This window comes from Mycolicibacterium sp. ND9-15, from assembly GCF_035918395.1.
Lineage (GTDB): Bacteria > Actinomycetota > Actinomycetes > Mycobacteriales > Mycobacteriaceae > Mycobacterium.
The window spans coordinates 2,530,112-2,553,365 of the sequence record NZ_CP142362.1 but is presented as its reverse complement, the minus strand read 5'-3'; the positions used below and the strand labels follow the sequence as shown (position 1 = coordinate 2,553,365).

Below are 23,254 nucleotides of genomic sequence, written 5' to 3'. Positions count from 1 at the left end.
CGGCATACATCACACTTGCCTTCTCTTGCCGCAGAAGTTTGCTGCAATTTCTCCCGCTGCGTGTCTGCCAGCTTAGATCCGACTAAATCAATTTGCTCAAAGCCTAGTCAGATTCTTAAGAAACGGCCTTCAGGCTCGCTTCGGGGGTGATGTCGAGTCGCCGCAGCAACTGGGCGTTGAGCGCCACCACCACCGTCGACGCCGACATCAAGATCGCGCCGACAGACATCGGCAGCACGAAGCCGACCGGTGCCAGCACCCCTGCCGCGAGGGGGACCGACACGATGTTGTATCCGGCTGCCCACCAGAGGTTTTGCTTCATCTTCCGATAGGACGCCCGGGACAACTGCATCACCGACAGCACCGAGCGCGGATCCGAGCCGGCCAGGATCACGCCGGCCGAGGCGATCGCGACGTCCGTGCCCGCGCCGATCGCGATACCGACGTCGGCCTGTGCGAGCGCGGGGGCGTCGTTCACGCCGTCCCCGACCATCGCAACCTTGCGGCCCTCGTGCTGCAATTCGGCTACCTTCGCCGCCTTGTCCTCCGGCCGGACGCCGGCAAACACCCTCTCGATCCCCACCTCGGCGGCCACCGCCCGAGCCACCGCCTCCGCATCGCCGGTGATCATCACCACTTCGACGCCCAGCTTCTGCAGCGCCGCGACCGCCCGCCGCGACTCCTGGCGCACCTCGTCGGCGAGTTTGACCGCGCCGATCACCTCGCCATCGACGACGACGTGCAGGATGATCGCGCCTTCCTCCCGCCACCGCGCGGTCTCGGGCAGATCGGCCTGGCCCGCCTCCGCCAGCATCCGCGGTCCGCCGACCTGCACGGTGCGGCCGTCGACGCTGGCTGTGACGCCGACCGCGGGCGAGGAGCTGAAGTCGGTCGCCGACGGCACCGCCAACCCGCGCTGGTCGGCGGCCGCGACGATGGCGCGGGCCAGCGGATGCTCGGAGTCCGCTTCGGCCGCCGCCGCCAGCGCCAGTACGTCGTCGGCAGCGCGGTCGGGCACTGTCGCGATATCGGTGACGGTCGGTTCACCCTTGGTCAGCGTGCCGGTCTTGTCGAACAGCACGGCATCCACGGTCCGCATGCTCTCTAGCGCCAACCGGTCCTTGACCAGCACGCCACCGCGGGCGGCCCGTTCGGTGGCAATCGACACCACCAGCGGTATCGCCAAGCCGAGGGCATGCGGGCAGGCGATCACGAGCACGGTGATGGTCCGGACGACAGCCCCCGCGGGCAGTCCGATGAACGACCACACCACTGCCGTGACGCCCGCCGCCGACAGCGCGAACCAGAACAACCAGCCCGCCGCCTTGTCCGCCAGTCGCTGCGCCCGCGACGACGAGTTCTGCGCCTCGGCCACCAGCCGCTGGATACCGGCGAGCGTGGTGTCGTCTCCGATCGCGGTGACCTTCACCCGCAACGCCGAGTCGGTGGCGACCGTGCCGGCGACGACGTGATCGCCCATGCCCCGCCGCACCGGGCGCGATTCCCCGGTCACCATCGACTCGTCGACGTCGGCGGCACCGTCGACGATCTCCCCGTCGGCGGGCACATTTGCTCCGGGCCGGATCAGCACGACGTCGCCCAGCCTCAACTCGGCCGGTGCGACGGTCTCGGTGCCGTCGTCGACGATGCGTTCGGCTTCGTCGGGCAGCAGCGCCGCAAGGGAGTCGAGCGCCGAAGTGGTCTGCGCGAGCGAGCGCATCTCGATCCAATGCCCGAGCAGCATGACCACGATCAGCAGGGCCAACTCCCACCAGAAGTCCAGCTGATGGTGCAGCACGCCAAGGCTCGCACCCCACGAGGAGAGGAACGCCACGGTGATCGCCAACCCGATAAGCAGCATCATTCCCGGTGTGCGGGAGCGGATCTCGCTCACCGCTCCGGTCAGGAAGGGCCGACCACCCCACACATACATCACGGTGCCCAGCACCGGTGACACCCATCTGACGCCGGGGATGTCGGGCACGGAATAGCCGAGGATCATCGCGAACATGCCGGACAGCGCGACGGTCGGTACCGCGAGCACGAGCATGGCCCAGAACAACCGCCGAAACTCGGCGACGTGACCGGCGTGATCGTGCGCGCCGGCATGGTCGTGTCCGGAATGCGCGACGGAATCCGGATGGTGCTCGACATGCGTCATGGCCGCCATGTTATACCCCCTGGGGGTATATGGCCAGCGTGGCTGTCGGTCAGGCTGTATTTCGATGTCACACCCACTGAATACTCCGCTGGGCCGGTTCGGCATCGTGACGTCCGAGGATGCGCCCGACGCATGTGTGGCCTCGATTCCCGTCGGTGGAATGGTCAACCCACTGACCAACGCGCCGACCATCGCGCCGCTGGCGATGCTGGTCGACCACGCCTGCGGCCTGGTCAACCACCGGCGGCGGGCCGCCGGCGAGTGGACGGTATCCAGCGAGCTCTCGCTCGAAGCGGACCCCGACGCCGCCGAAATCGTCGCGGGCGCACCGGATGTGCCGGTGGTGGCGACGGCGCGGCCGTTCGGCAACAAGACCGACGTGGCGTTGGCGTCGTGCGAACTCGGCCACCGGGGCACGGTGCTCGCCACCGCGACCGTGCGCTCGTTCTACATCCACACACCCGGTGACCTCGCACCGTTTCCCGACGGACCGACCGGACCCCTGCCACCGGGGACCCTCGCCGATCGGATGGCGGTTCGGGTCGCCGAGAGCGGCGGCGCGGGCCAGGTGCTGCTGCAGGACGAAGACCCCGTGCTGAACAATTCCATCGGTATCGTGCACGGCGGCGTGTCGGCGATGGCACTGGAGCTGGTGGCGTCCGCGGCGCTCAACGCCGACCGTCCCGGCCAGCCGCTGCGGACATCCTCACTGCACGTCAATTTCCTGCGACCGTTTCATAGCGGAGCCGAATCCCGTTATACCGGAACCTGTTTGCGTGTCGGACGCAGCACCGGCGTCGGCGAGGCCCAAGCCATCGGCCCCGGCGGAGCACTCGCGATCATCGCGAGACTGACCGCGTACCGCTGAGATCCGCAGTAGCATCTGGAGACCATGCCCGAGGCCCGCGAAACCGGCGGCGGTCTGGGCGGGTTCGTTCGTCGCTCCGGATATGTCCGTAAGTGGCTGATCCTCGGGATCGCGATCGGCGTCGTCGCCGGACTCGGTGCGGTGGTCTTCTACTTGGCGCTCGACTATGCGGGCAATTTCTTACTCGGCGACGTCGCGGGGTACCGGATTCCCAAACCCGTCGGTGACGGCGGCGACCCCGGCTCGGCCGGCTTCGACCGGCCGTGGGCAATCCCGCTCGTGGCGTGCGGCGGCGCACTCGTGTCGGCTTGGCTGGTGGCGAAGTTCGCGCCCGAGGCCGAAGGACACGGCACCGACAGCGCGATCGAGGCCGTACACACCGATCCCCGCGCCATCCGCGGTCGGGCCATCGTGGTCAAGACGATCGCCAGCGCCTTGACCATCGGTTCGGGCGGCTCCGGCGGCCGCGAGGGTCCGGCGGCGCAGATCTCCGCCGGCTTCGGCTCCATCCTGACGCGGTGGCTGGACCTGTCCGACGAGGACGGACGGATCGCGGTATCGCTTGGAATCGGTTCGGGCATCGGGGCAATCTTCGGCGCACCGCTGGGCGGCGCCGTGCTGGCTGCCTCGATCGTGTACCGCCGCGACTTCGACTACCAGTCGCTGATCCCCGGGTTCATCACCTCGGCGACCGCCTACGCGGTGCTCGGTTCGATCCTCGGCTTCGACCCGCTGTTCGGATTCGTCGCCGCCGACTACCGGTTCGACCACCCGTCGGATCTGGGCTGGTTCTTCGTTCTCGGCGTGGTCGCGGCCAGCTTCGGATACCTCTATGCCCGCATCTTCTACGGGACCGTCGCGCTGACCAAGCGCCTTCCAGGCCACAAGGTGCTCAAGCCCACGTTGGGCGGGCTGGCGGTCGGATTGCTGGCGCTCGTCATCCCGCAGATCCTGGCCAGCGGATACGGCTGGGCGCAGAAGGCCACCGCCACCGACACCCTGATGGCGATCCCGCTGTGGATCGTCTTGATCCTGCCGCTGGCCAAGATCGTCGCGACCTCGCTGTCGATCGGCACCGGTGGTTCCGGCGGCATCTTCGGGCCCGGCGTGGTGGTGGGCGCGTTCGTCGGCGCCGCGTTGTGGCGCCTCGGCGATCTCGTGCACGCACCCGGAATTCCCGACAGTCCGGCCGTTTTCGTCGTCGTCGGCATGATGGCGTGTTTCGGCAGCGTGGCGCATGCGCCACTGGCCGTGATGATCATGGTGGCCGAGATGACCGGGTCGTTCTCGGTGATTCCGTGCGCGATAGTGGCGGTCGGAATCGCCTACCTGCTCATCTCGCGCACCGACGTGTCGATCTACCAGGCGCAGCGCCTCGACCGCGAGACCGCAGCGACTACTTGACCGGAGCCTTCTTCTTGGCCTGGCTGGCGGCGGCCTTCTCGGTGCTCGCGCCCTTGTTGGCCAACTGACCGCCCGAATTCTCCAGATGCGCGCGCACGAACCACTGGAACTTCTCCAGTTCGGCGGAATGGCCGATCAGCATGTCCTGGGTGACCGGGTCGGCCTCCTCGGTCTCCTCGATGTTGTGGCGGGTGTCTTCGACGATCCCGTCGTAGACGAGATCGAGCGCGGCGAGATGAGCCTGCACGGTGTCGCGCGCGAGCGAGTAGTCGCCCCAGGACCGGTCCTCGATGATGGCGCCCGGAGTGCCCTTCGGAGAGAAGCCGAGGGTGGCGATGCGTTCGGCGACCTCGTCGGCGTAGCCGCGCACCAGTTCGACCTGCGGGTCGATCATCTCGTGCACGCCGATGAAGTTCGGGCCCACCACGTTCCAGTGGATGTGCTTGAGGGTCAGGTGCAGGTCGTTGTACCGGCTCAGCTGCTTCTGCAGAAGCTCGGCGACCTTGGCGGCGTCTTTGTCGGTCATGCCGGGGACGGTGTATTCGGATCTGGGCATCGAAAACTCCTTTGCGGTGTCGAGCGTTCGACTACCCGGTGTGGCGGGGCGGTAATCACGCAGCGGGCGTCACAAATCGACGAGGTTCGGAATGGCCATGCGCGGGCCGAACCGCGGCAGCACCGCCAACCCGCTCGCTTCCAGCAGTCGCACGGCGCGGTGGCGGTGCGGCCGAAGCGGTGCGAGCAGATCCACCATCGCGGCGTCGTCGATCGGGTGGCCCAGCAGGCTCCAGCCGACCATCTTCGCCAGGTGATAGTCCCCCACCGACAGTGCATCGGCGTCGCCGAACGCGCGCTGGGCGGTCTCGGCGGCGGTCCAGTCACCGACCCCGGGCAGCGACGCCATCGCCGCGCGGGCGCCCGCGGGTGAACGGGTGCCCAGCCGTTCCAGGGAGTCGGCGCGCTGCGCGCAGCCGACAACGGTCCGGGCCCGGCGGGGGTCGACGTTGGCCCGATGGAACTCCCACGACGGGATGCGGCGCCAGACGTCGCCGGGCGGCGGGACCCGCATGTGGGCGGGCGCCGGCCCGGGTGCGGGCGCGCCGTATCTGGTCACGAGCAGTCGCCATGCGCGGCGCGCGTCCTTGCCGTAAACCCGCTGTTCGAGCACCGCGGGAATGAGCGCCTCCAGTACGCGGTCGGTCCGGCCGAGCCGTAGATGCCGGACTCGCTGTTGCGCCGCGGCGATGGTCGGCTCGCCGGGCACGAAGTCGGCGCTGTCGTCGTACGCGCCGAGTTGAGCGGGCAGCGACTCGGCGAACTCAGCCGCCCCTGCGCCCCAGGCTTCGCAGTCGACGGTGTTGGGCGCCGACTTGGTGAGGCGCGTGGTGACCGGGCCGCTGCGCATCAGGCTGGTCCGCCAGATCGCCCCGTCTGGCGCGTCGAAATAGCACGGGTCCTTGCGGCCACGGCGCAACGGCGCCAAGGTCAACGACGGACTGACCGGCCCGTCGAAGACGACGCTGACCGAGGTGTGCACGGGGCCAGGCTATGCCACCGTGATGTCGGCCTTGTCCGGATAGAACGCGACGTGCCCGGCGATGGGAGCCACGGCGGGATAGGGCCTCTCATAGGTCCAGACGGCGTCGTCGACGGTTGCACCCGCTTCGGTCACGACGTGGTAATAGCTAGCGTCACCCTTGAACGGGCAATACGTGGTGGTGCCGCTGGGCCGCAGTCGCTCCGCTTTGACGTCGTAAAGCGGAATGTATTGCACGGTTGGATAGCTGGACTCCTGCAGCGTGACGGCGTCGTCGGTGTCGGCGACGGTCTCGCCGTCCACCCGGACGGTGACGTGCCGGCCCGTCGGCTCGATGGTGATCGGATGCTCGGCGGTGGGCTCGAGCATGGGTCGTGCGCTCATGCCATGTCCAACGCACGTGGTACCCGTCAGGATTCCTGGCTTGTCCGACTCCTATATGAGAGTCATGGGCGGCTGCCGGCCACCGACGCCGCAGTACCAAACGCCGCGTCGATGCGATGGCCCACGGCGTGTGCGAGCACGACCCGCGCACGCTGGCCGCGCACGCTGGCCGAGCGCCGCGCCGATGCGCTGGGAGCATTGGCCGCCGGCAACGAGCACCTGGGCTGCGCGTGCGGATCACCGACCTGCGATGCGCCCGGCCGGCAGGCATCCACCCTCGTCGTCCATCTGCTCGTCGACCAAGCCGCCGTCGACAACGCGGCCCGGCGGCTGGCATGACATTCAACTGCCCGATGGGCACCGTGATCTGGAAATCGCCGAGCGGCCGGGACCTGCACCACCCAGCGCGGCAGCAAGCTTTTCTTCCAAAACTGGGACACCACCACCGCCAATCTCCCACCACCCATCACGCCAACTGGCGGTGATCGCGCGGCCGCCATGCCGAAACGAAAACGCAGCCGCGCAGCCGAATTCGCCGCCCGCATCAGAGCCGAGCGGACACGCAACACCACACCCACACCGTCTTGATCGGCGTCAGCCTCCCCGCGAGGCCTCCCGAAGTGATTACGATCGCCGCATGAGCGAATCAGGTCCGGCCTCCGCGCAGGCGGAGGTCACTATCGACGCCGACCCCGACACGATCTACCGCCTCATCACCGACCTGCCGACGTTGGCGTCGCTGGCCGAGGAGACCTACGCCATGGAGTGGCGCAAGGGTAATGCGGCACAACCGGGTGCGGTGTTCCGAGGGCAGAACCGCAACGGGTCGCGCACTTGGACAACGACCTGCACCGTCACCGCCGCTGACCCCGGCCACGTCTTCGCGTTCGATGTGCGCAGTGCGGTCATTCCGGTCGCGCACTGGCGTTATGACATCGCCTCGACGGGTGACGGGAAATCGCGCGTCACCGAGAGCACCTGGGACCGGCGACCCGGGTGGTTCCGGGTTCCGGCGGGCTGGGCCACGGGCGTGAAGGACCGCGATACCGCCAACGCCGACCACATCCGCCAGACGCTGCAACGGTTGAAGGAAAAGGCCGAAGCCTGATGCTGGACAAACGCGGCGCGGCATTCGTGTTGACACTCGGTGACGACGAGAACCGCTTCCACCCGGACAGGCTGGCCGCGATCAATGCGGCTCTCGACGAGGTGGAGGCGGCGGACGGGCCGAAGGCCGTGGTCACCACCGGGGTGGGCAAGTTCTACTCCAACGGGCTCGACCTGGACTTCATGGCGGCCAATCCCGATGCGGCCGAGGCGAACCTGGCCGAGGTGCATGCCCTGTTCGCCCGCGTGCTGGCATTCCCGGCGCCGATCGTGGCCGCGGTGCAGGGGCATGCGTTCGCCGCGGGCGCGATGCTCACGCTCGCCCACGACTCGATAGTCATGCGTGCCGACCGCGGTTACTTCTGCCTGCCGGAGGTCGACCTCGGCATTCCGTTCACGGCGGGGATGAACGCGCTCATCCGGTCCCGGCTGCCGATTGCGACCGCGCACGAGGCGATGACGACCGCGCGACGCTACGGCGGTGAGGATGCCCGCGCGGCCGGAATCGTAGCGGCGACGGCCGGTGAGGCAGAGGTTCTCGACGCGGCGGTCGCCCGTGCCGAGGCGCTGGCCGCGAAGGCCGGCGCGGTGTTCGGGGCGATCAAGGCGCGGCTGTACGCCGAGGTGATCGCCGAACTCAGGGTCCGCTAGGGCCGAAATGAACCTTTGCACGAAAGTTCGGACAATCTTCGTGCAGGTCTTCAGTTTCGAGTTCGAGGCTCAGAACGCGTAGCGGTGGTACTGCGCCATATAGCGCAGCGACGGCAGCGCTGACAACGCCCGAGCCATCGCCCGGTAGTACCAGGCGAGGTCGCGGAAGGTCGAGGAATCCAACGCCGACACCCAGGCCAGCAACCGGATACCGGGTACCGCGTCCACGAGGTCGTCGGGGCCGTCGATGCCCCAGTACAGCTTCGCCCCCGAGCGGCGCACCACTGAGTTCAAGAACTGCGAGCGGATACCGAGCCGGTTGAACGCGTCGAACTGCAGCTCGCCGGACGGGAAACCGCCGACGACGCGCCGCAGTAGCGCCAGGCCCTCGGACTCGGTTAGGTACATGGTCAGGCCCTCGGCGATCATCAAAGTCGGTCGATCAGAGGGTATTTCGGCCAGCCAGGTCGGATCGGTGACCGATGCGGCGATCACGCGATAGTGCTCCCGGTCCGGGTAGAGGCGCGTACGCAGATCGGCCACGTCGGGATAGTCGACGTCAAACCACTCCACACCCGGCCCCGGATCCACCCGGAACGCCCGCGCGTCCAGCCCACAGCCCAGATGCAGCACGACCGCTTCGGGATGGACAGCCAGGAACTGGCGAGCCCACATGTCGAAATGGGCGCTGCGGGTGGTCACCGACGGGGAGTTCGCGGCGGTGATCGACGTCTTCGGCCAGTCGTAGTCGATGTGGTCGACGATGTCCTTGGCGAACCGGTCGCCCAGAATCGGTTTCGGCAGGTCGGCGTCGAGCGCTTTGGCGTAGAACGTCGCGAGCATCGTCTGCGGCGCGCCGGACAGGTCGACTTGCAGCTTTTCGGGCATGCCTCGAGGCTAACCGGCTTTGCTCTGACGTCGGGCGTCGCGCAGACCGGCCCAGAACCGTGCCGCCTCGCGGATCGACTCCTCGACCGGCCTTGGCTGCCAACCGAGTTCGCGTCTGGCCTTGCCGCAGGCCACCGGCGCTTCGGCCCGCATCAGCCGCAGCGACTCCAGCGACAGCTTCTCGTCGGTTCCGGTCAGCCGCGCCTTGACGGTGCCCAGCGTGGCCATCGCGTAGGACACCGGCAGCGGGATCGTCCTCGTCGGCGGCGGCACCCCGGCGGCTTCTGCCGCGATGCGCACGACCTCGGCGTTGCTGATCATCTTCTCCGAAATCAGGTAGCGTTCACCGACACGGCCGTGCTCGGCGGCGAGAATCATTGCCCGCGCGGCATCGTCGACTCCGACGGCCTCGAGTTCGATACCGCCCAGCACGAATGGCAGCTTGCCGAACGCCGCGGCGGCGATGATCGCGCCGTGCGGCGTACGACCCCAGTCGCCGCTGCCGTACGTGGTGGACACGCACATCGCCACCGCGGGCAGGCCGTGTTCACGCGCGTACTGCAGCACGAGGGCCTCGGCCTGAACGCGGGACCGCACATACGGCGTCAGACCCCGGAGCCGAAAGGTCGGCGACATCTCGCCTCCGTCGGCGATCACGTCGGCCTCGGTGGCCACATGCCCGCGCCGGCGCCCGACGGTGACGTAGCTGCTGGTGTAGACGAAGCGGCGGAGACCGGCGTCCTTCGCGACCTCGAGCACGTTGCGGGTGCCCTCGACGTTCGTGTGAAACAGCGGGGCGGCGTCCTTGAGCCAACCCCTGGTGTCGACGACGCAGTAGTACACGTCGTCGACACCGTCCATGGCCGCGCGCAGGGTGTCGTTGTCCCAGATGTCCCCGAGGAACCGGTCGACGGGCAGATCATCGATGCTGGTGGTGTTGGCGTTCGGACGCACCATCGCTCGGACGTCGTGCCCGTCGGCCACCAGCAGCCGGGCGACATGCGATCCCAGGAAGCCGTTGGCCCCGACGACAAGCTTGCTCACTCGGCGCCTCCGTAGTGGCGCAGCCACTCCTGGGCCTCGTCGGGCAGCGTGCCGAGTTCGGCTGCCGTGCGGCACCACTTCACCGTCGCCTTGACGAACCGCAGCGGGTTGTAGATGTCCTCCTGGCGGCGCCACAACCCGTCGCCGGCGTAGGTGAGGATCGAGATGTTGGTCGCGCTGATGATCGTGCCGTCGCCGGGGTCGCGCATCGGGTTGTCGAGTTCGCAGATGACCCGGCCGGTCGGCTCGTCGAACACGCTCCACAGCGACGGGAACGACGTCATGTAGCTGCCGGGGAACGACTCCATCGTCTTCCAGATCCACGGGCGAACCTGCTGGCGACCGCGCATCGTGCCGGCTGCGTGCTCGACGTAGACGACGTCGTCGGTGTACTGGTCGACCCAGGGATCCCAGTCCCTCGTCTGCGCGGCGCGGTCGACCGTCGCCTCGAACCTCTCGAATGCCGCGGAGAGTTCCTCACGGCTGAAGGGGCTGCTCGTCACACCAGAACTAGAACACGTTCTACCAACGTTGTCGAGCGTCAGAACGCCGTGAGCACTTGCCGCGTGCCCAGCGGACTCTGCAGCGGGACGTCGAGGCTGCCCTCCACCGCGATCAAGATGCATGCCCGGCCGACGGCTTCGGGAAGCGTGCCACCGCGCAGTTCGACGGTGACGGTTTCCGGCGTCTCCTGCGCAGTCGCGTGCACGCCGTAGCACTGCGGCGTGCCCGTGGTGAAATGCACCGCGACGGCGCGGTCATCGGACACGCGGCTGAAGGACTCGGCGCGCATCGGGTGCGGGTCGACGATCGCCGGGTTGTCGGTGAACACCAGGCCGGGATGGCCGGGCCGCTCCGCGAGTGCGGCGGTCTCGGCCCACGCCGACGGCGCAACGCAACCCGCCAACAATGCGAGGCCAATGACGGCGACCACCCTGCGCATCACACAACCGTAATCCGCACCCGGAACACGCCGGTCCGTGCGGCGGTTATACAGGCACCATGAGTTACCGCAAGAATCCCGCCGCCGTGGACGCGTTGTCGCCCGAGCAGAACCGCGTCACGCAGGAGAACGGCACCGACCGGCCGTTCACCGGGCACGTCTTCCCCGACGGGCCTCGCACGGACGGTGGGTTGCGCTACTGCATCAACTCGGCTTCGCTGAGGTTCATCCACCTCGACGACCTCGAGGCCGAGGGTTACGGCGAGTACAAGAAGCTGTTCGCAGCGGAGGAGGCGCAGGCATGAACGACAAGAAGGCCATCCTGGCGGGCGGTTGCTTCTGGGGCATGCAGGATCTGATCCGCAGGCAACCGGGTGTGGTGTCGACGCGCGTCGGCTACACCGGTGGCGAGAACGCCGGCCCCACCTATCGCAACCATCCCGGGCACGCCGAGGCGATCGAGATCGTCTACGACCCGGCGCGCACGGACTACCGCGCATTGCTGGAGTTCTTCTTCCAGATCCACGACCCGACGACGAAGAACCGTCAGGGCAACGACGTCGGTACCAGCTACCGGTCGGCGATCTTCTACCTCGACGAGGATCAGAAGCGCGTCGCGCTGGAGACCATCGCCGATGTCGACGCCTCTGGGTTGTGGCCCGGCAAGGTCGTCACCGAGGTCATCCCCGCTGCCGACTTCTGGGAAGCCGAACCCGAGCACCAGGATTACCTCGAGCGGTATCCGAACGGTTACACGTGCCACTTCCCGCGGCCGGGCTGGAAACTGCCGAAGCGCGAGACCGCCGGCCAGTAGCCCCGCGTCAAGCGCGGTGGCGTACCACGACCCGGCCGCCGGCCTTCGGGGTGAACGCGATCCCGCGAAAGTGCACCTTCTCGTCCGGCGCGTTATCCGTCTCGATCACGAAGTGCCGCAGCACCGTTCGTAACACCACGTCCATCTCGACGTTCGCGAACGCGGACCCGATGCACCGACGGGTCCCGCCGCCGAACGGCACCCATGCCGTCGGGGGGCGCTTACCCAGGAACCGTTCGGGGTCGAAGCGCTCGGGGTCGGGGAAGATCTCCGCGTTGGCGTGCATCTGGGCCAGCGACATCATCACGGTGTAGCCGTGCGGAATCCGCCACTGCCCGACGTCGAAATGCGGTGCGAGGACGTGTCGTCCGGAGAAGTCGATGACGGTCCGGTTGCGTTGCAGCTCGTTGATGAAGGCCTGGCGGTACTCGTTGCCACCCTCGTCGTTCTCCTCGACCAGTCTGGCCAGCACCTCGGGATGGCGGCGCAGCCGCTCGAACGCCCAGCCGAGCGTCGACGCGGTGGTTTCGTGACCGGCGCCGAGGAGGGTGAGCAGTTCATCGGAGACGTCTTGCCGCGACATCGGGGTGCCGTCCTCGTACGTGCTGCCCAGCAGCAGCGCGAGAATGTCGGTGCGCTCGCCGCGGGCCGGGTCCGCCTCAGCCTTGTCGATCAGCGCGAACACGATGCGGTCGAAGTCGCGCCGGAACGCAGCCAACCGGCCCCACGGACTGTATCGACCGGTCTTGAACGGCGGCTGGGGCAGGGTCGCCATGCGCGAACCCAGCTTCGCCCACGGCGGGATGATCTGGCGCAGGTAGTCGAGTTCGGCCCCGTCCGCGCCGAACACCGTGCGCAGAATGACGTTCAGCGTGATCCTGTTCATCGGTTCGAGCGTCGGGAACTCGACACCCTCCGGCCAGGTCGCGGTCTCGCGGAGCGTCTCCTCCTCGATGATCTTCTCGTAGTTCTTGATGCTCTGGCCGTGGAACGGCGGCGCCAGCAGCTTGCGGCGCTTGCGGTGCTCGGCGCCGTCAAGCGCGAAAACCGAACCGGGACCGAAGATCCGGCTCAAATTGGGCTGCACGTTGATCAGATCGTCGGTGCTCGCAAGGTAAACCGATCGGATCAGTGCGGGATCGGCTATCACCACGCTGCGCCCGAAGAACGGCACATTGATCGCGAACACCGGACCATACCGGTTGAATGCCTTCCTCAGGAACCACCGGCGAAACCCCGTCATGAGCACCATCTGAAGGGCTTTGGGCAGCGGCACCGCGGGCGGCATCCTGCCGGGCATCACCGGGGCGTCCTCGTTGGCGACGGCTGCGTTGGTCATCGGTTGGTCGGCTCCTCCTGGGCGAGCGGGGTCTGTCGGCGGTGCACCACGATGCGGCCACCGTTCTTCGGGGTATAGGCAACGCCGCGCGAGTGCACCTTCTCCCCGGGTGCTGCGGTGCTGTCGATCACGAAGTGGCGCAGCACCGTGCGCAGTACCACGTCCATCTCGACATTGGCGAACACGGCGCCGACGCAGCGTCTGGTGCCCCCGCCGAACGGGATGAAGGCGAATGTCGGCGGCCTGGTTTCGAGGAAGCGCTGCGGATCGAAGCGGTCGGGGGCAGGGAACTCGGCCGCCCGGTCGTGCATCAAGGAGATGCTTGCCAGCACCGTATACCCCTGTGGGATGACCCATTCGCCCAGTTCGAGGGTCGGCGAGTAGACATGCCTGCCCGCGAAGTCGATCACGGTGCGCGAGCGCTGCACCTCAGCGATGACGGCCTGGCGGTATTCGTTGTCTTCGGTTCCCGCCTCTGTCACCAACTTCGCCAGGACGTCCGGGTGGCGGGTGATCCGTTCGAAGGCCCACGCCAAGGTGGAGGCAGTGGTCTCGTGGCCGGCGGCCAGTAGGGTCAGCAGTTCGTCGGCGATCTCCTTGTGCGACATGGCAGTACCGTCCTCGTAGCTGCTGCGCAGGAGCAGCGCCAGGACGTCTTCCCGGTCGTCGAAGCCGGGGTTGGCCGCGGCCCCGGCGATCAGCTTCTCGATGACCACGTCGTACTGCCTGCGATATTCGGCGAGCCGGCCCCACGGGCTGAACCGGCCATAGGTGCGTGAAGGCGTGGGAAACGTCACCAGCCGCGAACCCAATGTCACCCACGGCGGGATGATGCGCCGCAGCTCGTCCAACTGCTCATCGTCGGCGCCGAACACTGCGCGCAGGATCGCGTTGAGCGTGATCCTCATCATCGGCTCCAGCGTCGGGAATGCTTGCCCCCGGGGCCAGTTCGCCGACTCGCGCAGTGTCTCCTCTTCGAAGATTTTTTCGTAGTTCTTGACGCTCTTGCCGTGGAACGGTGGGGTCAGCAGCCGGCGGCGGCGACGGTGCTCACGTCCGTCGAGTGCGAACACCGAACCGGGCCCGAGCACCCGGGACAGATTCGGCTGCACGTTGCCGACGTCGTCGGTGTTGGCCAGAAAGAGCTGCTTGGCCAGCTGCGGGTCACCGACCACAACCGTGTGCCCGAACACCGGAATGTTCATCGTGAAGACGGGGCCGAGGAGGCGGGCGAGCCGGGCTAACGTCCAGCGACGTGAAACGGCGAACGCGACACCCAGCAGCGGCTTGGGAATCGGCGGCTTGGGCGGCAGTCTGGCTGCGCGAGGCGCCGCCTGCGCAGATGTGGGCGTTTCGACGATCATGGCTTCGCTCATTACGCTCCCGGCCGGTTCCCCGGTACTACGATGTACCGCAGTGTTGGTGTTGTACGGTACCGCTTGGTACCAAGGGATGCAAGGGTGTCGAGGAGGCGGTATGACCACTGCGCTGGACAACGGCGCGCACACCGTCGCCGCCGATCAGTTTCGCGATCGAGTGCTCGACGGTCTGGCCGCATCCATCGCCGAGCGCGGATACCGCGACACCACCGTCGCCGACATCGTGCGACATGCCCGGACGTCGAAGCGGACCTTCTATGAGCAGTTCACGAGCAAAGAGGAATGCCTGATCGAGCTGTTGCGGCGCAACAACGAGACGATGATCGCGAGCGTGCGGGCGGCGGCGGAGCCGGAGACCGACTGGCGTGACCAGATTCGCTCGGCGGTGATCGCCTACGTCGACCACATCTCCGCACGGCCGGCGATCACTCTGGCCTGGATCCGCGAGGCCCCCGCGCTGGGCGCCGCCGCGCATCCGCTGCATCGGGAGGCGATGGAGCATTTCACCGACATGCTCGTCGACATCAGTTCCAGCGCGGGCTTCCAGCGCGCCCAACTCGCGCCGTTATCACGCCCCCTGGCGCTCATCATCCTGGGCGGGTTACGCGAACTGACCGCGCTGTTCGTCGAGGACGGCGGTGATCTGTGCGGCATCGCCGAACCGGCGATCACCGCTGCCGTGGCGATTCTCGGCTCACGCTGAGGAATTCAGCCCACGATCAACCGCGCCGATTTCTCAAGTCGCTCAGCGATTTCGGGGTAGGAGGCATACCCCATGCCCGCGCGCACCAGGGCGCCGGAGTACAGCATCTCCAGCGAGTCGATGACGTCGGGATCGATGTCGGCGCCCAGCGCCGAGGCGAGCCGGTCGCGGATCTCGCGACCGATGCGCACCCGCAGCACCTCGACGTCGGGGTCTCGGCCCAACAACGCGGTCGTCACCGCACCGGCGAACTCAGGCTCGTCGGCGACCAGCAGCGCGACGTGCCGCAGCACCTCGACCACCCGGGTCGCGGGATCGCCGGACTCGTGCGCGGCCGGCGACGACGCTGCGAGCCGTCGCCAGAAGACCTCGGCAACGAGGTGTTCCTTGGAGGAAAAGTAGGTGTAGGCGGTGGCCGCCCCGACACCTGCATCGGCAGCCACTCGTCGCACCGTCAGACCCGCGAAGCCCTCACGGCCGAGGAGATCGACCGCGGCCCGACCCAAGCGGTCGACGGTGTCTGCCTGCTTGGCGGTCAGACGGCGCCGAGTCGACTCCAGGGCCGTGTCGGACACATGTCCGGACGCTACTACAACGCCCCGGCACCAGCAATGATTCGGCCCCATTAGTCTGGCTGGCGATGCGCACCACTGATGAACTCTTCGCCCTGGCCGAACAGGTCACCGGATTCATGCCCGCCGACGAGGGCCGGGCTCTGTTCGACGCGGCCGTGAAGTATCTCGCCGACGGCATCGGCGTCGAGATCGGCACCTACTGCGGCAGGTCGACCGTCTTGCTCGGCGCGGCGGCCCAGCAGACCGGCGGCGTGATCTACACCGTCGACCATCATCACGGCTCCGAGGAACACCAGCCGGGCTGGGAGTACCACGACGCGTCGATGGTGGATGCCGTCACCGGTTTGTTCGACACGTTGCCCACCGCGCGGCACACGCTCGACGCCGCCGGGCTGGACGATCACGTGGTCGCGGTCGTCGGCCGCTCGCCGGTGGTCGCACGCGGATGGCGAACCCCGTTGCGCCTGTTGTTCATCGACGGGGGCCACACCGAGGAGGCCGCCCAGCGCGACTTCGACGGCTGGGCCAGATGGGTGGAGGTGGGCGGCGCGCTGGTCATCCACGACGTCTTCCCCGACCCCGACGAAGGCGGGCAGGCGCCGTTTCACATCTACCGACGTGCCTTGGCTACCAACGAGTTCCGCGAGGTTTCGGCAACCGGGTCCATGCGGGTGCTGGAGCGGACCGCAGGTGTTGCCGGCGAACCGCTGTAGCTAGCGATCGCTTGTCGCGCACTCGCAGTCGTACTCGCCTTCGAGGCCGCGCGGGAGGTCGACCCCGCGGAAGATGCTGCTCGCCGGCGTGGTGGACGACAGCGCGTCGGCGGCCAGGATCATCGCGGCACCCGTCCAGGTCGTGCGTTCCTCCGGCCAGCGCTTGCCGTCGGCGAACACCAGCCCCGTCCAGTAGGAGCCGTCGGCCTCACGCAGGTGGTGCATCGCGGTGAACTGCTCCCGGGCGCGGAACGTGTCGCCAATCGCATCCAAAGCCATTACCAGCTCACAGGTTTCGGCGCCCGTCACCCACGGCCGGTCGTCGACACACCGGATACCGAGCCCGGGCACCACGAAGTCGTGCCACCGCTCGTCGATCCGAGACCGCGCCGGTGCGCCGCGCACCGCGCCGGTAAGCACCGGGTAGTACCACTCCATCGACCAGCGGTCCTTCACCGTGAACGCCTCGGGATGGTGGGCGATGGCGTGGCCGAGTCGACCGACGGCCACCTCCCATTCGGGCTGCGGATCGTCGAAGTAATCCGCGAGCGCCAACGCACACCGGATGCTGTGGTAGATGCTGGCGCACCCCGTCAGCAGCGCGTCTTGCTCGATGCCGGAAGGACTTTGGGCCCAGCCAATCTCGCCGCCGCTGAGCTGCATGCCCAGCACGAAGTCGATCGCCTTGGCGACCACCGGCCACATCGTCTCGGCGAATCGGCGGTCGCCGGTGATCAGCACGTGGTGCCAGACACCAGTGGCGATGTAGGCGCAGAAGTTGCTGTCGCTGTTGGCGTCTTCGATGACGCCGTTGCGCAGCTGGATCGGCCAGGACCCGTCGGGCCGCTGGGTCGTGCGCGACCACTCGAACGCCGCGCGTGCCGGTTCGGTCAGGCCGGCCGCGGTCAGCGCCATCGCGTTCTCGATGTGGTCCCACGGGTCGGTGTGGCCGCCGTCGAACCATGGCAGCGCCCCGGACGACTCTTGAGTTGCGGCAATCGATCTTGCGGTCTGGTGACACTCCTGCGGAGTGAGCACACCCGGGACACTCGGGATGCCTTCGAGTTCAGGCGTCAGCACCGACGACCACCGGTTTCTCGAAGTACAACGCGACGCTCTTGCCGATCAGCGGGTTGAGCACCGACTCGGCCGTCCGTGTGAGCCATGGCCGGCTCATCATGTCCCAGACCAGCATGCGGTGGTAGACCTTCACCGCGGGATGGTCCGAGTTCTCCGTTCCCACCGCGCATTTGAGCCACCAGAACGGGGAATGCAGGGCATGCGCATGGTGGCTGTGCACCAGACGCAGGCCGTGGGCGAGCACCTTGTCGCGCAACCGGTCGGCGTGATAGATCCGCACATGCCCGCCCTCGTTCGCGTGGTACGCATCGGAGAGCACCCAGCAGAGCTTCTCCGGAAGCCACCGCGGCACCGTGATGGCGAGCGTTCCGCCCGGTTTGAGCACCCGGACCAGTTCCGCGATGGCACCCTCGTCCTCGGGCACGTGTTCGAGGATCTCCGAAGCGATCACGCAGTCGAAAGTGCCTCCGGCATAAGGCAGGTTGAGCGCATCGCCCTTGACCACCTCGGCCTTGGCCGCCAGCGGCGCCTCCCCCTGCGCGCGCATGGCGGTCAAAATCTCGTCGACGTCGTTGAGGTCGGCGGCGTTCTGATCGAAGGCGATGACGTCCGCGCCGCGCCGGTACGCCTCGAAGCTGTGCCGGCCAGCGCCGCAGCCCACGTCGATCACCTTCGTGCCCGAGCCGACCCCGAGCCGGTCGAAGTCCACCGTCAGCATGCGCCGACCCGTTCGCGCGCCTGCTCGTAGACCGCAACGGTCTGCGCCGCAACCGATTGCCAACTGAACACTTCCATCGCACGCTTGCGCCCGTTGGCGCCTAGACGCGCCAACTCGCGCGGGGAGTCGAGCAGGTCGCCGAGCACGGCGGTCAGTTCGTCGACGTCGGCGGGCCGGACCAGCCGGGCACATTCACCGTCGGCCCCGACCACCTCGGGCAGCGCACCGGCACGGCTCGCCACGATCGGCGTACCGCTGGCCATCGCCTCCACCGCGGGCAACGAAAAGCCCTCGTAAAGCGAAGGGATACAGGCCACTTCGGCCGACGCCAGCAGATCGGCCAGCTCGCCGTCGGACAGTCCGCTCGAGCTGTGCACGATGTCGGAGATGCCGAGTTCGGCGATCAGCTTCTCGGTGGGACCGTTCGGTTCGAGCTTGGCGACCAGCTGCAGTTCGAGGTCGCGTTCGACGCGTAACCGCGCGACCGCGTGCAGCAGGTGCCTGACCCCCTTGAGCGGAACGTCGGCGCTCGCGATCGCGATGATGCGGTTGCGCACCCGCCGCTCGGCCGGCTTGAACATCGCGGTGTCGACGCCGAGCGGCACGACGTGCAATTGGCTGGGCGCGACGCCGAAGTCCTCGGCGATGTCGGCCGCTGAGGTGGACGACACCGTGAGGAGTTCGGGGATCTCGCAGGCGACCTGCTTCTGCATCTCGGCGAAGCCGTACCACCGCCGCACCAGCGGTTTGCGCCACCACTTGGCGGCGGCGACGTCGACGACCTTGTCGCGCGTGATCGGGTGGTGCACGGTGGCGACCACCGGCAGACCGAGGCCGGCGATCTTGCGCAGGCCGGTGCCGAGGCACTGGTTGTCGTGCACGACGTCGAACTCGTCACGACGCTGGGCCAGCGCACGCGCGGCGCGCAGGCTGAACGTGCGGGGCTCCGGGAAGCCGGCCGTCCATGTGGTCAACAACTCGAGCAGGTCGATCGAGGTCTTGATCTCGTTCGGCCACGGGATCCGGAACGGGTCCGGTTCGCGATACAGGTCCAGGCTCGGCACCTCGGTGAGCCGGACCCGAGGATCGAGGTCTTCGGGATAGGGCTGGCCGGAGAACACCTCGACGTCGTGGCCCAGGTCCGCCAGGCCGCGGCTGAGATAGCGGACATAGACGCCCTGCCCACCGCAGTGGGTCTTGCTTCGGTACGACAACAGTGCGATGCGCATCTTCAACTCAAGACGATGCGCGGAAGCGGATGAATCCAGGGCCGGTGAGCTGGGCAAATCGTGTCACGCAACAACTCCGAACCTTCTGGACATGTGTCCAGACTATAGTTTGACGTGCTAGTGGACGCAACGCGGCCGCCATGCTCTGACTATCACAGCGGCCCGAGGTCTCGCGTGTCGGCCTCTCGGTTCCGCGGTCCGGCGAGCGGGTATCCGCCCGTCATGAGCAGACATATCGAGGCGACCTTCGACATCGGCAGTTGGGACGAGACGCCGTTCGAGGACGGCGACGAGGCCACCCGGCTGACCGAGGCCCTGGTCGCCAAACGCTACGACGGCGACATCCAGGGCACCTCGACGACGAAATGGCTCCTGGCCTACGCGCCGGACAAGAGTGCGCTGTTCGTCGGCATCGAGCACATCACCGGCACCATCGGGGGAAATCCCGGCGGCCTGGTGTTGCTGCACGACGGCTCCTATCGGGATGGCGTCGCCAGCGCCGACGTGCGGATCGCATCGGGCACCGGCGGGTTGGCCAACGCCGCGGGCAGCGGGAAGTTCCGCGCCGATCCGGCCGGCGCGATCACCCTCGACGTCGTCGGCTTGGACACTGCTATCGCCGAGTCTTCTCGGGGAACCCGCCGGTAGCCACGGGGCCCCCAGCGCCGCGGGGTGATGCGAATGAGGCACTTGCCCTGCTCCACCATCGCCTGGCGGTATTCGACGCGGCCCGACGACATCGGCGGTGGCGAACTTTCGGGCATCTCCCGGCCGTAGCGACGACCATCTGGACCAGATAGCGGAACGACTCCCCCCGGTGGCCCCTTAAGATTGGCTGCGTGCATCTGCCCTATTGGCTTGACGTGAGAGTTTGCCCTGGCCAGCGGGCGGTATCGAGTTTGCTGCCGGTATCCTGGCACACCGCCCGCCGGGGAGGTGCGTGACGCGTGCAGCGCATCTTCGAGCGCGTCACCGTGCTGCTGGCGGCGCTGCTGCTCGCATTGCTCAGCGCTCCCCCGGCGACCGCGATCGAACCCCCGACGATCGATCCGGCGGCCGTGCCTCCCGACCAGACGGGGCCGGACCAACCGATGGAACAGCGGCGCATCTGCTCGGCACCTGCGGTGTTCCCGAACGCGAATTTCGCCGACCGGCCGTGGGCGAACGACTACCTGCGGTTGTCCGAGGCGCAGAAATTCGCGACCGGTGCGGGCGTCACGGTCGCGGTGATCGACACCGGCGTCGTCGGCTCGCCGCGGGTGCCTGCCGAACCGGGCGGGGACTTCGTCGACCAGGCCGGTAACGGGATGTCCGACTGCGACGCACACGGCACGCTGACCGCGTCCATCATTGCGGGCAGGGCCGCACCGACCGACGGGTTCGTCGGCGTCGCCCCCGACGCCCGCGTCCTGTCGCTGCGGCAGACCTCCGAGGCGTTCCAGCCGGTCGGCTCGCGCCAGGACCCCAACGACCCGAACACCACGCAGACCGCGGGGTCGCTGCGCAGCCTGGCCCGGGCGGTGGTGCACGCGGCCAACCTCGGCGCCCAGGTCATCAACATCAGCGAGGCGGCGTGCTACAAGGTGACGCGCCCGATCAACGAAACGGGGCTCGGCGCCGCCATCAACTACGCGGTCAACGTCAAGGGCGCGGTCATCGTCGTCGCCGCCGGCAACACCGGGCAGGATTGCACGCAGAACCCACCCGCCGATCCGGCCGTTCCGGCGGATCCGCGCGGCTGGAAGCAGGTGCAGACGATCGTCAGCCCGGCCTGGTACTCGCCGCTGGTGCTGACCGTGGGCGGCAACGCCCCGAACGGCCAGCCGAGCACGTTCTCGATGTCGGGGCCGTGGGTGGGCGCCGCCGCGCCCGCCGAGAACATGGTGGCGCTCGGCTACGACGGCACTCCGGTCAACGCGCTGCAGGGCCAGGACGGCCTGATCCCGATCAGCGGCACGTCGTTCGCCGCCGCGTACGTCTCCGGGTTGGCGGCGCTGCTCAAACAACGCTTCCCGGCGCTGACACCGGCTCAGATCATGAACCGCATCACCGCGACTGCACGTCACCCGGGCGGCGGCGTCGACAACTACGTCGGCGCCGGGCCGATCGACCCCGTTGCCGCGCTGACCTGGGATGTGCCCGAGGGCCCGGACCGCGTGCCGTATCAGGTCAAAGAGATTCCGGCCCCGGTGTTCACCCCTCCGCCCGACCGGGGACCGATCACCGCGGTGATCGTCGCGGGCGCCGTCCTCGCGGCCGTCCTGGGGCTCGGCGCCATGGCTCGTCGCGCGTTGAGGCGCCGATGACCAGGGTTCTCGGCATTTTCGGGCTGCGGTTCACGACCGGCCACGCGATCTGGGCGGCGGCGCTGATCCCGGGCAGCATCGTGTTGTTCGCGAACCTGAGCCTGCTGTGGCTGGGCATCACGCTCGCAGTGCTCATAGCGCTCGCCGCGGTGGTCACGATCCGCGGTCGGCGGGTGACGGGTTGGGTGGCGGCGGTGTTCGCATGGCGCCGGCGGCATCGCAATGTGCCGGCGCAGCCGTCGGAGCCCGCGGTGGGCGCAACCGTGCTGCCGGGTGACCACGTCGCGGTGCGGTGGCAGGACGGCTACCTCGTGGCGGCCATCGAGTTGGTGCCGCGCCCCTTCACGCCCACGGTCATCGTCAACGGCGAGGCGCTCACCGACGACGTCGTCGACACCCGCCTCGTCGAGCAACTCGTCGCGGCGCACTGTCCGGATCTCGAGGCCGACGTCGTGTCTTCGGGGTACCGCGTCGGCAAAACCGCTCCGGCGACGCTGGTTTCGCTCTACGAGCAGGTGGTCGGGCCCTATCCGGCACCGGCCAATCGCCGGACCTGGATCGTGCTGCGAGCCGACCCTGAGACCACCCGCAAGTCGTCGCAGCGCCGTGAGTCCGGCGTCGCCGGACTGGCGCGGTACCTGGTGGCGTCCGCGACACGGATCGCAGACCAGTTGGCGAGCAACGGAATCGATGCCCGACCGGCGCGCAGTTTCGACGATTTCGACCGTGCGACCGAGATCAGTTTCGAGCGGGAGACGTGGTCGGCGATCAAGGGCCGCAGCGCCTTTACCGCCGCCTACACGGCTCCCGGCGGTCCGGACGTGTGGTGGTCGGCCCGTGCCGACCACACGATCACCCGGGTCCGAATCCGCCCCGGGGAAGCGCCCACGTCGACCGTGCTGCTGACAACATTGGCGAATCCTTCGACACCACACGGCTTTTCGTGCCTGTTCGGCGGCCAACGAGCTGCGCTGCACGGCATCAGCCCGGTCAACGACCGCCACTACGAGCTACCGATCGGTTCGGCGGGGGTGCTCGTCGGTGAGACGGCGGACCGCTATCCCGTGTACATGCCGTTCGATGATGTCGACGTCAGCATCAACCTCGGCGACGCGCGACTGTTCACCCAGTTCATCGTGCGGTCCGCGGCAGCGGGGGCCGTCATCACGCTGCTGCCGCAGTTCGGCGAGTTCGCCGGATACGTCAACGCCCGGATCGGGCAAGAGGCCAAGGTCGCGTGGCCGAACGCGACGACGTACCTGGGCCCGCATCCGGGCGTCGGCCGAGTCATGTTGCGCAGCAGTTTCATCCAAACGCCACGCCACCGCGAGCTGCCGATTCGGCTGATCAACCCGCGGGAGGAAAGCCGCTACCAGATGGCCCTCGAGGGCTGAGCCGACATGCGGACGGA

The 23,254-nt window shown here is 68.0% G+C and carries 26 protein-coding genes and 1 pseudogene; 12 read left to right on the top strand and 15 right to left on the bottom strand.

The window, feature by feature from the left end; genetic code table 11:
* Positions 1-115 precede the first annotated feature (115 nt).
* Complete coding sequence (locus QGN32_RS12475) at positions 116-2,161, bottom strand: heavy metal translocating P-type ATPase (protein ID WP_326544715.1); 2,046 nt, start codon at positions 2,159-2,161, stop codon at positions 116-118.
* A gap of 64 nt (positions 2,162-2,225) precedes the next feature.
* Here QGN32_RS12475 and QGN32_RS12470 point away from each other — a divergent pair, with 64 nt between their 5' ends.
* Both QGN32_RS12470 and QGN32_RS12465 read left to right on the top strand, forming a co-directional pair.
* Positions 2,226-3,029 carry a PaaI family thioesterase gene (locus QGN32_RS12470; RefSeq protein WP_326544714.1) on the top strand — a complete coding sequence of 268 codons (804 nt, stop codon included), beginning with the start codon at positions 2,226-2,228 and terminating at the stop codon, positions 3,027-3,029.
* 24 nt (positions 3,030-3,053) lie between these two features.
* Positions 3,054-4,433: a chloride channel protein gene (locus tag QGN32_RS12465; RefSeq protein ID WP_326544713.1), complete on the top strand. Its 1,380-nt coding sequence runs from the start codon at positions 3,054-3,056 to the stop codon at positions 4,431-4,433.
* On the opposite strand, the gene QGN32_RS12460 is transcribed toward QGN32_RS12465, so the two are convergent.
* The 3 genes from QGN32_RS12460 to QGN32_RS12450 form a co-directional block, all read right to left on the bottom strand.
* Complete coding sequence (locus QGN32_RS12460; RefSeq protein WP_326548854.1) at positions 4,426-4,989, bottom strand: Dps family protein; 564 nt, start codon at positions 4,987-4,989, stop codon at positions 4,426-4,428. The genes QGN32_RS12465 and QGN32_RS12460 overlap by 8 nt on opposite strands.
* Positions 4,990-5,058: 69 nt before the next feature.
* On the bottom strand, positions 5,059-5,970 hold the full coding sequence (locus QGN32_RS12455; RefSeq protein WP_326548853.1) for a DNA-3-methyladenine glycosylase family protein: 912 nt from the start codon (positions 5,968-5,970) through the stop codon (positions 5,059-5,061).
* A gap of 9 nt (positions 5,971-5,979) precedes the next feature.
* Positions 5,980-6,354, bottom strand: coding sequence for a DUF427 domain-containing protein (locus tag QGN32_RS12450; protein ID WP_326548852.1), 375 nt, complete (start codon positions 6,352-6,354; stop codon positions 5,980-5,982).
* A 111-nt stretch (positions 6,355-6,465) separates the two neighbouring features.
* Between QGN32_RS12450 and QGN32_RS12445 the strand changes: the two genes are divergently transcribed.
* The 3 genes from QGN32_RS12445 to QGN32_RS12435 all read left to right on the top strand — a co-directional run bounded on the left by QGN32_RS12445 (position 6,466) and on the right by QGN32_RS12435 (position 8,112).
* Entirely contained in the window at positions 6,466-6,693 is a 228-nt protein-coding gene (locus QGN32_RS12445; protein WP_326548851.1) for a DUF222 domain-containing protein, read from the top strand.
* Positions 6,694-6,991: 298 nt separating this feature from the next.
* Positions 6,992-7,462: an SRPBCC family protein gene (locus tag QGN32_RS12440; protein WP_326548850.1), complete on the top strand. Its 471-nt coding sequence runs from the start codon at positions 6,992-6,994 to the stop codon at positions 7,460-7,462.
* Positions 7,462-8,112 (top strand): enoyl-CoA hydratase-related protein, encoded by a 651-nt coding sequence (locus QGN32_RS12435; RefSeq protein WP_326548849.1) that lies wholly within the window; start codon positions 7,462-7,464, stop codon positions 8,110-8,112. Before QGN32_RS12440 ends, QGN32_RS12435 begins: the two co-directional genes overlap by 1 nt.
* Positions 8,113-8,181: 69 nt before the next feature.
* Here QGN32_RS12435 and QGN32_RS12430 read toward each other — a convergent pair whose 3' ends face one another.
* Genes QGN32_RS12430 through QGN32_RS12415 form a run of 4 tightly spaced genes read right to left on the bottom strand, consistent with a single transcriptional unit; the run spans position 8,182 to position 10,987 of the window.
* A complete protein-coding gene (locus tag QGN32_RS12430) occupies positions 8,182-9,000 on the bottom strand; it encodes a class I SAM-dependent methyltransferase (protein WP_326548848.1) in 819 nt (272 codons plus the stop codon).
* A 9-nt stretch (positions 9,001-9,009) separates the two neighbouring features.
* On the bottom strand, positions 9,010-10,044 hold the full coding sequence (locus tag QGN32_RS12425) for an NAD-dependent epimerase/dehydratase family protein (RefSeq protein ID WP_326548847.1): 1,035 nt from the start codon (positions 10,042-10,044) through the stop codon (positions 9,010-9,012).
* Positions 10,041-10,547: a nuclear transport factor 2 family protein gene (locus QGN32_RS12420; protein WP_326548846.1), complete on the bottom strand. Its 507-nt coding sequence runs from the start codon at positions 10,545-10,547 to the stop codon at positions 10,041-10,043. The genes QGN32_RS12425 and QGN32_RS12420 overlap by 4 nt, the downstream gene beginning before the upstream one ends.
* Before the next feature lie 38 nt (positions 10,548-10,585).
* Complete coding sequence (locus QGN32_RS12415) at positions 10,586-10,987, bottom strand: hypothetical protein (protein ID WP_326548845.1); 402 nt, start codon at positions 10,985-10,987, stop codon at positions 10,586-10,588.
* A 59-nt stretch (positions 10,988-11,046) separates the two neighbouring features.
* On the opposite strand from QGN32_RS12415, the gene QGN32_RS12410 reads away from it, so the two are divergent.
* On the top strand, positions 11,047-11,292 hold the full coding sequence (locus QGN32_RS12410) for a peptide-methionine (R)-S-oxide reductase (protein WP_326548844.1): 246 nt from the start codon (positions 11,047-11,049) through the stop codon (positions 11,290-11,292).
* Positions 11,289-11,801 (top strand): peptide-methionine (S)-S-oxide reductase MsrA, encoded by a 513-nt coding sequence (gene msrA / locus QGN32_RS12405; RefSeq protein ID WP_326548843.1) that lies wholly within the window; start codon positions 11,289-11,291, stop codon positions 11,799-11,801. Before QGN32_RS12410 ends, msrA begins: the two co-directional genes overlap by 4 nt.
* 7 nt (positions 11,802-11,808) lie before the next feature.
* Here msrA and QGN32_RS12400 read toward each other — a convergent pair whose 3' ends face one another.
* The gene (locus tag QGN32_RS12400; RefSeq protein WP_326548842.1) at positions 11,809-13,140 is read right to left on the bottom strand and encodes a cytochrome P450; all 1,332 of its coding nucleotides are present in this window, start codon (positions 13,138-13,140) and stop codon (positions 11,809-11,811) included.
* Positions 13,137-14,516 carry a cytochrome P450 gene (locus QGN32_RS12395; RefSeq protein WP_326548841.1) on the bottom strand — a complete coding sequence of 460 codons (1,380 nt, stop codon included), beginning with the start codon at positions 14,514-14,516 and terminating at the stop codon, positions 13,137-13,139. The genes QGN32_RS12400 and QGN32_RS12395 overlap by 4 nt, the downstream gene beginning before the upstream one ends.
* Before the next feature lie 100 nt (positions 14,517-14,616).
* Here QGN32_RS12395 and QGN32_RS12390 point away from each other — a divergent pair, with 100 nt between their 5' ends.
* Positions 14,617-15,222, top strand: coding sequence for a TetR/AcrR family transcriptional regulator (locus tag QGN32_RS12390; protein WP_326548840.1), 606 nt, complete (start codon positions 14,617-14,619; stop codon positions 15,220-15,222).
* Between the two features lie 5 nt (positions 15,223-15,227).
* Here the strand turns inward: QGN32_RS12390 and QGN32_RS12385 are convergent, their stop codons facing one another.
* The gene (locus tag QGN32_RS12385) at positions 15,228-15,797 is read right to left on the bottom strand and encodes a TetR/AcrR family transcriptional regulator (RefSeq protein ID WP_326548839.1); all 570 of its coding nucleotides are present in this window, start codon (positions 15,795-15,797) and stop codon (positions 15,228-15,230) included.
* A 65-nt stretch (positions 15,798-15,862) separates the two neighbouring features.
* Between QGN32_RS12385 and QGN32_RS12380 the strand changes: the two genes are divergently transcribed.
* On the top strand, positions 15,863-16,510 hold the full coding sequence (locus QGN32_RS12380) for a class I SAM-dependent methyltransferase (protein ID WP_326548838.1): 648 nt from the start codon (positions 15,863-15,865) through the stop codon (positions 16,508-16,510).
* On the opposite strand, the gene mmpH is transcribed toward QGN32_RS12380, so the two are convergent.
* Genes mmpH through manT form a run of 3 tightly spaced genes read right to left on the bottom strand, consistent with a single transcriptional unit; the run spans position 16,511 to position 19,537 of the window.
* The gene (gene mmpH / locus QGN32_RS12375; RefSeq protein WP_326548837.1) at positions 16,511-17,590 is read right to left on the bottom strand and encodes an MMP endo-(1,4)-3-O-methyl-alpha-D-mannosidase; all 1,080 of its coding nucleotides are present in this window, start codon (positions 17,588-17,590) and stop codon (positions 16,511-16,513) included. It abuts the gene before it with no gap.
* The gene (locus tag QGN32_RS12370) at positions 17,577-18,308 is read right to left on the bottom strand and encodes a class I SAM-dependent methyltransferase (RefSeq protein WP_326548836.1); all 732 of its coding nucleotides are present in this window, start codon (positions 18,306-18,308) and stop codon (positions 17,577-17,579) included. Before QGN32_RS12370 ends, mmpH begins: the two co-directional genes overlap by 14 nt.
* Positions 18,302-19,537, bottom strand: coding sequence for an MMP alpha-(1->4)-mannosyltransferase (gene manT, locus QGN32_RS12365; protein ID WP_326549042.1), 1,236 nt, complete (start codon positions 19,535-19,537; stop codon positions 18,302-18,304). Before manT ends, QGN32_RS12370 begins: the two co-directional genes overlap by 7 nt.
* Positions 19,538-19,759: 222 nt before the next feature.
* Between manT and QGN32_RS12360 the strand changes: the two genes are divergently transcribed.
* Positions 19,760-20,185, top strand: coding sequence for a DUF3224 domain-containing protein (locus QGN32_RS12360; protein WP_326548835.1), 426 nt, complete (start codon positions 19,760-19,762; stop codon positions 20,183-20,185).
* On the opposite strand, the pseudogene QGN32_RS12355 reads toward QGN32_RS12360, so the two are convergent.
* Positions 20,151-20,259: pseudogene (locus tag QGN32_RS12355) on the bottom strand (PPOX class F420-dependent oxidoreductase); the annotation flags it as partial. The gene QGN32_RS12360 and the pseudogene QGN32_RS12355 overlap by 35 nt on opposite strands.
* A 225-nt stretch (positions 20,260-20,484) precedes the next feature.
* Between QGN32_RS12355 and mycP the strand changes: the two are divergent.
* Complete coding sequence (mycP, locus tag QGN32_RS12350; protein WP_326548834.1) at positions 20,485-21,843, top strand: type VII secretion-associated serine protease mycosin; 1,359 nt, start codon at positions 20,485-20,487, stop codon at positions 21,841-21,843.
* Positions 21,840-23,237, top strand: coding sequence for a type VII secretion protein EccE (gene eccE / locus QGN32_RS12345; RefSeq protein WP_326548833.1), 1,398 nt, complete (start codon positions 21,840-21,842; stop codon positions 23,235-23,237). Before mycP ends, eccE begins: the two co-directional genes overlap by 4 nt.
* The last annotated feature ends 17 nt before the right edge of the window (positions 23,238-23,254 follow it).